The 8124-nt window shown below is 57.6% G+C and carries 8 protein-coding genes; 6 read left to right on the forward strand and 2 right to left on the reverse strand.

Features of this window, described 5'->3' with window-relative positions; all coding sequences use genetic code 11:
- Positions 1 to 33: 33 nt before the first annotated feature.
- The 4 genes from THS27_RS27755 to THS27_RS19220 all read left to right on the forward strand — a co-directional run bounded on the left by THS27_RS27755 (position 34) and on the right by THS27_RS19220 (position 3019).
- Positions 34 to 720, forward strand: coding sequence for an MFS transporter (locus THS27_RS27755; RefSeq protein ID WP_371455934.1), 687 nt, complete (start codon positions 34 to 36; stop codon positions 718 to 720).
- Complete coding sequence (locus THS27_RS27760) at positions 721 to 1239, forward strand: MFS transporter (protein ID WP_371455936.1); 519 nt, start codon at positions 721 to 723, stop codon at positions 1237 to 1239. It abuts the gene before it with no gap.
- A gap of 32 nt (positions 1240 to 1271) precedes the next feature.
- Positions 1272 to 2255 carry an alpha/beta fold hydrolase gene (locus THS27_RS19215; protein ID WP_085593683.1) on the forward strand — a complete coding sequence of 328 codons (984 nt, stop codon included), beginning with the start codon at positions 1272 to 1274 and terminating at the stop codon, positions 2253 to 2255.
- A gap of 164 nt (positions 2256 to 2419) precedes the next feature.
- On the forward strand, positions 2420 to 3019 hold the full coding sequence (locus tag THS27_RS19220) for a LysE family translocator (protein ID WP_085593684.1): 600 nt from the start codon (positions 2420 to 2422) through the stop codon (positions 3017 to 3019).
- Here the strand turns inward: THS27_RS19220 and THS27_RS27620 are convergent.
- Positions 3016 to 3138 carry a hypothetical protein gene (locus tag THS27_RS27620; protein WP_256376817.1) on the reverse strand — a complete coding sequence of 41 codons (123 nt, stop codon included), beginning with the start codon at positions 3136 to 3138 and terminating at the stop codon, positions 3016 to 3018. The two genes, THS27_RS19220 and THS27_RS27620, sit on opposite strands and share 4 nt — an antisense overlap.
- A complete protein-coding gene (locus THS27_RS19225; protein ID WP_085593685.1) occupies positions 3131 to 4018 on the reverse strand; it encodes an AraC family transcriptional regulator in 888 nt (295 codons plus the stop codon). The genes THS27_RS27620 and THS27_RS19225 overlap by 8 nt, the downstream gene beginning before the upstream one ends.
- 90 nt (positions 4019 to 4108) lie before the next feature.
- Between THS27_RS19225 and THS27_RS19230 the strand changes: the two genes are divergently transcribed.
- Together THS27_RS19230 and THS27_RS19235 are read left to right on the forward strand one after the other, a co-directional pair.
- A complete protein-coding gene (locus THS27_RS19230; protein ID WP_085593686.1) occupies positions 4109 to 6913 on the forward strand; it encodes an ATP-dependent DNA helicase in 2805 nt (934 codons plus the stop codon).
- 197 nt (positions 6914 to 7110) lie between these two features.
- Positions 7111 to 8124, forward strand: a 1014-nt coding sequence (locus tag THS27_RS19235) for a hypothetical protein (RefSeq protein ID WP_139835659.1), incomplete at its 3' end; no start/stop codon positions are given.

The raw sequence follows: 8124 nt of genomic DNA on the forward strand, positions 1-8124 counted from the left end.
CCGTATCGATCAGTACATAATTAGGAAGACGTCATGTCAGACTCCCCTTCACAACCGTTCAGGCATCCGCCTGACCGCGAAAAACTCCCCGTTGCAGCCCTTTTGGCCCTCGCAATGACGGGTTTTATCTGCATCGCCACCGAAACCCTGCCAGCGGGCCTTTTGCCGCAAATGGCCGACGGGTTTGCTGTATCGCAATCGCTTGCCGGGCAATCGGTTGCGGCCTATGCCGTGGGGTCGCTGCTTGCTGCAATTCCGCTTACGCTATGGACGCAAACCTGGCCGCGCCGCTCGGTCCTGCTGCTTACCGTTATTGGGTTTTTCCTGTTTAATTCGGCCACCGCCCTTTCAACCAGTTACTGGCTTACCATGGTGGCGCGTTTTTTTGCGGGCTGTTCGGCCGGTCTTGCCTGGAGCCTGATTGCAGGTTACGCCCGGCGCATGGTCGCCCCCCACCAGCAGGGCCGCGCCCTGGCCCTGGCAATGGTGGGTACCCCCATTGCATTATCGGTTGGTGTGCCACTGGGCACATGGCTGGGGTCGGCCATTGGCTGGCAACTGGCATTTTGGGTCATGTCGGCAATGACACTGGCACTGATTGTGTGGATTCTGGCCTCCGTGCCGGATTATCCGGGGCAAAAGGGCCGCAAACAGGGCAGCCTGTTTCGTGTTGCCGCCATGCCGGGCGTGCGTGCCGTTCTATCGGTCGTTCTGTTCTAGATGCTGGCGCATAACGTTCTTTACACCTATATCGCGCCATTTTCCGCCCGGGCCGGGCTGGCCCACCATGTTGACCTGGTTCTGCTGATTTTTGGTATTGCGGCACTGGCCGGTATCTGGGTTACGGGCCGCGTTATTGACCGTGCATTGCGCCTTTCGGTTCTTGTGGCCCTGGCAACATTTGCCCTGACCCTTGTCATGCTTAGCATTGTTGGCACAAACCCGATGGTCCTTCTGGTCGCGACCAGCATATGGGGCCTTACCTTTGGCGGTGCCGCAACCCAGCTTCAAACCGCCCTGGCCGATACCGCCGGTTCCGGTGCCGATATTGCCCTTTCGATGAATGTGGTGATCTGGAATGCAGCGATTGCCGGTGGCAGCATGGTGGGCGGCATCCTGCTTGAAAAGGGTGGCGCGGCAACGTTCCCGCCCGTCGTTTTGGTCCTGATCCTGATTGGCCTTTTCATCGCGTTTAGCGCCCGGCACAACGGTTTCCCCGCTGGCGCGCGCCAGCACTAACATCCCCCATCCCATAAACGGAGTTTTCCAAAATGCGTAAACTGCTGCTTGCGGTAGCGCTCTGTGCTGCCCTTTTTTCAGCCAATTCCCATGCGCAAACCCAGCCCCAACCAAAGGCCAAGCCGCAATCCCAGCCAGAATCCGAATTCCCGGTTCCGGCGGGCTTTGAAAGCAGCTATGCCGAAATCAACGGCGTTCGCCTTCATTATGTCAAAGGCGGTTCTGGCCCGCTGGCCTTTCTGGTGCATGGGTTCGGGCAAAGCTGGTATGAATGGCACCAGCTGATGCCGCTGCTTGCCAAAACGCACAGCGTTGTTGCCGTTGATCTGCCCGGTTTAGGGCAGTCTGCCGTGCCCAAATCCTATGTCGGGCAGGATATATCGCCTATCCTGTATGGGCTGGCAAAACAGTTCAGCCCTGATGCCCCGTTTGATCTGATCGCCCATGACATTGGCATCTGGAACACCTACCCCATGGCGGTTAGCCACCAGAAGGATATCCGCAAGCTGATCTTTATGAAGGCGCCGATCCCTGATCATCGCCTTTATGATTTCCCGGCTTTCACCCCCGAAGGCGAATCACTGGTCTGGCATTTCAGCTTTTTTGCTGCGGGCAACAACCTTGCCGAAACACTCGTTACCGGCCATGAACGCATGTTCCTTGAACATTTCATCAAGGAACACGCAACAAACCGCGCAGTCTTTACCGATGAGCTGCTGGACCTTTACGGCGCATCCTATGCCAAGCCGCACACGCTTCATGCGTCATTTGAGTATTACCGCGCCCTGAACGAAACCGCCGCCCGCAACAAATTGCTGGCAAAAAACAAACTTTCCATGCCCGTGCTGGCCATTGGCGGCGGCGGACATGGCGGCATGGGCCAATTTGAAGCCGACCAGCTTCGCGAATATGGCACCCATGTCAAAGGGCTGGTCATCCCCGATTGCGGCCATTGGCTGCCCGAGGAATGTGCAACACCGCTCAACAAAGCCGTTCTCGACTTTCTAACCCATTAACCCGTTAACCGCCTTCGGGCCGCCCGGTCATAACCGGGCGGCCTTTTGGCACATGGCAAAAATTTTCATCAAATTCGGCATCGGGGTCAATTTTCTTCAATAAATCAGCCTCGCAATCGGCTTACCTGCAAAAAATCAAAACAAATGCAAAAGCAGGAAACGCAATGTCTGGCAGTCTTAGTCTTTATCTTTCGATGGCAAGTTTTGCCCTTGTCGCCTCGATCACGCCGGGGCCGGTCAATATTCTGGTGCTTGGAACATCGGTTAAATACGGTTTTCAGCCCGCCCTGCGCCCGGTTTTTGGCGCAACAGCAGGATTCTGCCTGCTTCTGCTGCTGATCGGCCTTGGCCTGCATCAGCTTTTAACTCAAATCCCCGAAATCTCCCTGTTCATCAAATGGGCCGGGGTGGCGTTTCTGGGGTATCTTGCGATCAAGCTTGCAATCGATAGCGGCAAAATCAACACCGATCGCGGTACCAAGGCCCCCTCCATCCTGACCGGTGCCACCCTGCAATGGCTTAATCCCAAGGCATGGATGGCCTCTGTCGCCGGTATGGGGGCCTTTATCGCCGATGGTGACCCGGTGCTGATCTGGCAGTTCGTCGCACTTTATTTTGTCATCTGTTTTGCATCGGTAAGCTGCTGGGCCTGGGCCGGGGCGTTTTTACGGCGTTACCTGCATAACGATATTCTGGTGCGCCGCTTTAATCGCTGTATGGCGGCTTTGCTGCTGGCAAGCGCGCTTTACCTGCTGTTGCATTAAAGCCCCTTGCGCCGCACCCAATGCCAGCCCCGGTTCACGCAAATCAGGCTTTTACCAAACACGCTAACTCTGCCATCCCCGCCAATCGTGCCCGCCTTGCGCAATTCACGCTCAGGCACTCATCACATGGGCATATTGGCGTGGGGTTGCCGTCATCTGGCGTTTGAAAATACGCTGGAAATGTGCCTGGTCGGCAAACCCGCAGGCCAGTGCAACATCAACAATTCTTTCACCCCGTTTCAGGGCATGGCGGGCGCGCTGGATGCGGCAATTCATCAGATAGGCATGGGGCGTAATGCCATATTGCTGGCCAAAGGCCCGCACCAGTGCCGATGGTGTCATGCCCGCTTGCGCGCTGATACCCTTCAGGCGCAGGGGCTGTTCACAATGGGCACGAATATATTCCGCCGCCCGTAAAACGCCTTTGCCCCCGGCATGCTTTCCGCCCTGCATCCCCGCAACACCGCCCACGCCGCCATGCCCCGTGGCATATAACCGGGTTTTGCCCCGCCCGGTGCGTTCTGCCAGCAGGCAGAAAAATGCGGTTGCCGCCTCTTCCTTGCCCAATGCCGGAATATCGCGGTCAGCCAGTACCCGGCCCAACCGGGTCAGTTGCGCAAAAATCACCGGGTCCTGGCTTAATACCGGGTCATAGGCAGCAAATTTTCCGTTCGCGTCGGCATCGTTTTGTGCCTGCACATCCAAAAGCCAGTCGGTATCGACATATAACATCTGAAACGCCCACCCCCGTTCGACCAACGGGTGGCAATCATGGACATCTTCGGGGTTAATAAAAATAACCGTGCCCGTGCTTAATTCATGCTGCGCCCGGCGCATATGGCACGCACTGGCCCCACCCAAAATCGCCCCGATGGAAAAGGTATCATGGGTGTGTTTGTCCGACCGGATATCGCGCCCCTCGCGCACATGGCGCGCTTCAATAAAGGGCAATTCCCGATCGTGCCAAAAATACTGATTACGGTTAGGGGCCTCTACCATCAGGTTTACCTGTGATCGCCAGAATAAAATTCTACAATAGGTCAAATTCCCCGGTAGCACTAGCCTCGCACTGTGCTTATAGTGCCGCAAATGTTCGATGATCGCACCGAAACCCAGCCCCGTTTTTTGCCCCCCGACGCGCCGGTTATGGTCGCCGGGCTGCGCCATGCTGTGTTTTTAACCCCCGATGGCGAGGTCGAGGAAATGCCGCTGGCCGCTGCGGCCAAGCGGGCCCGCGCCCAGCGCCCGATCATTGTTCACATGCCCGCCACCGCCAAACGCCTGCGCATTGATGGTTTTATCGGCCATGATTTGCTGGAACTTTTTGCCTTTGTCCGCCCGGCACAGTTTTGCGTGCCCACCCCACGCGGCATGGCCCTGGCCACCGGGCAAAAGGCCTGCGATGATTTGATCGGTCAAGCCGAGGCGCTGGCCGAAGCGATGAAACGCCTGCTTCAGGAACTGGCCGTTCTGCCCGGTGAAAAACGCGGGCGCGCCCTTTCAATTGCCTGGCCGATGGCGCGCGGGCAATGGCCGTGGGGCGTTTCGGTTTTGGCCGCGATGGGGGCTGATGGCGATGGCCCGCACCGCTTTGCGGTTTATGAAGGGCTTAAAATCTGGAAAAAGCTGGGCGAATGGTCCGAACATGCACCACCGCCGCCGCCCGGAAACACCCCGGTTGAACCTGGCGAAGCGCGCGAACGGTTGCTTAAATTGCTGGGCGAAGGGGCCGAAGAACGCCCGCAACAGGCCGATTATTCATCAGCTGTGTGTTCCGCCTTTGCCCCACGCACCAGCGATGGCGCACCCAATATCGTTTTGGCCGAAGCCGGAACCGGCACGGGCAAAACCCTTGGTTACGTTGCCCCGGCATCGGTCTGGGCGGAAAAAAACGAAGGTGCGGTCTGGATTTCCACCTATACCCGCAACCTGCAACGCCAGATCGACGGCGAATTAAACCGCCTGTATCCCGACCCGCGCGACAAACGCCGCAAGGCCGTGGTGCGCAAGGGCCGCGAAAACTATCTGTGCCTGTTAAACTTTGAAGAAGCCCAACGCCCGCTGGCCCAGCAACCCCGCCAGGCCATTCCGCTGGGTTTGATGGCGCGCTGGGCGGCGGCCACGCGTGATGGCGATATGGTCGGCGGCGATTTCCCGGCATGGCTGACCGAACTGATCGGCGCGCGCTTTACATCCGCCCTGGCGGATCAGCGCGGCGAATGTATTTATGCCGCCTGCCCGCATTATTCGCGCTGCTTTGTTGAAAAAACCGTGCGCCGGGCACGCTCGGCCGAAATCGTCGTCGCCAACCATGCCCTTGTGATGGTGCAGGCCGCCCTTGGCGGGCTTGATGATGCCTCGATGCCAACACGGTATGTCTTTGACGAAGGCCATCATTTGTTTGATGCCGCCGACAAGGCATTTTCCGCCCATCTGACCGGGCAGGAAGGGGCCGAATTGCGCCGCTGGCTTTTGGGGGCTGAAAACAAAGGCAGTTCACGCGCACGCGGCCTGAAACAGCGCCTTGAAAGCCTGATTAACGACCGCGAAGAACTGCGTGATGCCGTTAACGCCGTAATCGTTGCCGCCAAATGCCTGCCCGATCAGGGCTGGTTGATGCGCCTTCACGACGGTGTTGACCATGCCAGTGGCCCGGCCGAAATTTTCCTCGCCCATGTCAAGGCGCAGGTGATGGCGCGTGCCGCGGAAAAGGACCGGGGCTATTCGATAGAAACCGATTGCAAACCCGCCGTGACCGAGGTTCTTGCCAGTGCTGCCGATCTTGATCGTGCGCTGGCCTCGCTTGAAAAACCGGCCAAGGCGCTGATCAAAATCATCGCCCATATGCTTGATGAAAAAGCCGACGAGCTTGATTCCGCCGAACGCCAGCGTCTCGATGCTGCCATTCGATCCTTGGAACGGCGCGCCATCATGCAGGTTGCTGCCTGGCGCGGTATGCTGGAATCGCTGGTGGATGCGACGCCAGCCGAATATGTCGACTGGTTTGCCATCGAACGCCAGTTTGGCCGCGATTTTGATATTGGCATGCACCGCCATTATATAGATCCGACCTTGCCGCTGACCGCTGCCCTGGCCCCCACAACGCATGGCATGGTCGTCACATCGGCCACCTTGCGCGATGGCACCGGCGATGAAATGTTTGACTGGGGCGTTGCCGAAGACCGCACCGGGGCCTCGCACATGCCGCTGCCGGCTGTACGTGCAGCCATGAAAAGCCCCTATGACTATCGCAAGCAAACCCGGGTTTTTATCGTTAATGATCTGGCGCGCGACAATGCCGACCAAATTGCAGCCGCCTATCGCGAACTGTTTTTGGCATCCGGCGGCGGTGCGCTGGGCCTGTTTACGGCCATTACCCGCCTGCGCGCGGTTTATGAACGCCTGACCGGCCCGCTGGACGAAGCCGGTTTGCAATTGCTGGCCCAGCATATGGATGGCATGGATGTTTCCACCCTGATCGATATTTTCCGGGTTGAACGCGATGCCTGCCTGCTCGGCACCGATGCCATTCGCGACGGGGTGGATGTGCCCGGTGACAGCCTGCGTTTAATTGTATTTGACCGCGTGCCCTGGCCCCGGCCCGATATTTTGCATCGGGCGCGCAAGGCGGCATTCCATGGCGCACGATACGACGACATGATCACGCGCCTGCGCATGAAACAGGCCTTTGGCCGCCTGGTACGCCGCGCCGAAGACCGCGGGGTTTTCGTGTTGCTTGATAACCGCATGCCCTCGCGCCTGCTCGGCGCCTTTCCCGAGGACGTAACCGTTCAGCGTGTCGGCCTGAAAGAAGCCATCGAACAAACCCGCCTGTTCCTTAATCCCGGCCAGCCCGGTGAGCCAGACGAATTTAACGACGAATTACCGTTTTAAGGCCTTTTGCCTGTAATCCCGCACATCCCCAAAACGCCGGTCCAGCAGGCATCACAGGCCAGCAAAATAGCGCACGCCCCTGCACGGCCCAAACGCAACCGAAAATAGATTTCAATCAAATTTTCGCCATATTACGCGCAAAGGTTGGGGCCCTACCCTGACGCGCCATAAAGATATAAAGATATGGAGGAAAACTGATGAAATCTGCCTTGCGCCGGAACCTGACGGGGTGCGCCTTGTCCCTGACCGTCCTGCTCGCAGCAGCGGTCTCTGCCCAGGCGGCCAATGATCCCTGCCCGCCCCTGATCCCGCCGCTTGACATGCAAAAAATAATGACCGACCCCGATTTGACCGATGCCGAACGCCTGAAATTGCTGCAAAATTCCGGGCGCGACATTCGGGAGCCAGCCACATGGTCGGGCTGTCATACTGTTATCGACAAAATCGACATTCATGCCGCCGTTAAAATCGAACCGGGCACCGTGCTGAAATTCAGGGAAAATGCCGGGCTCGATATTAATCGGGGTGGGTCTCTTGATGCCAAGGGCACAGCAGACAAGCCGGTTGTATTCACCGCAGAAGACGAAATAAAGGGCTACTGGTACGGGCTGTATTTCGAGTCAAACAGCAGTAAAAACCGCCTGATTCACAGCCAAATTTCCTATGCCGGTGGTGGCCAGAAAGGCGGCAGCGGGCGCGCCATGAAACGCGCCATCGGCGATTCCGCCCCACCAACACGGGCGGTCATGATCCATGAAGGCGCATCGGTGCGCATTGAAAACACCCATATCGAACATGCAAAGGGATATGGCATTGAAGCACTGGGCACGCTTCAGGCTTTCAACCATAACCAGATCGACCACACCGACATTCCCGCCCGCCTGCAACCCGATGATGTCGGCATGATCGATGCAGAAAGCACCTTTAGCGACAACACCAAAGACCAGATCGATATTATCGGCCTTGGCGCCCTGAACAAGGATGCAAGCTGGGTAAATCCCGGCATTCCCTATGTCTGGCACTACAACACAACTGTTGCCGCCAATCTGGAACTTCAGCCGGGTGTTGAAATCCTGATGGCGCCCGAAGCCAGCATGAGCATCGATCACAATGGCTCGCTCAAGGCTGTTGGCACCGCAGAAAACCACATTGTCATTCACGGCGTCAGTTCTTTGTCCGGTTCCTGGGATGCTGGATTCAAAATTCAAGTG

The organism is Thalassospira sp. MCCC 1A01428, from assembly GCF_002115825.1.
GTDB lineage: Bacteria > Pseudomonadota > Alphaproteobacteria > Rhodospirillales > Thalassospiraceae > Thalassospira.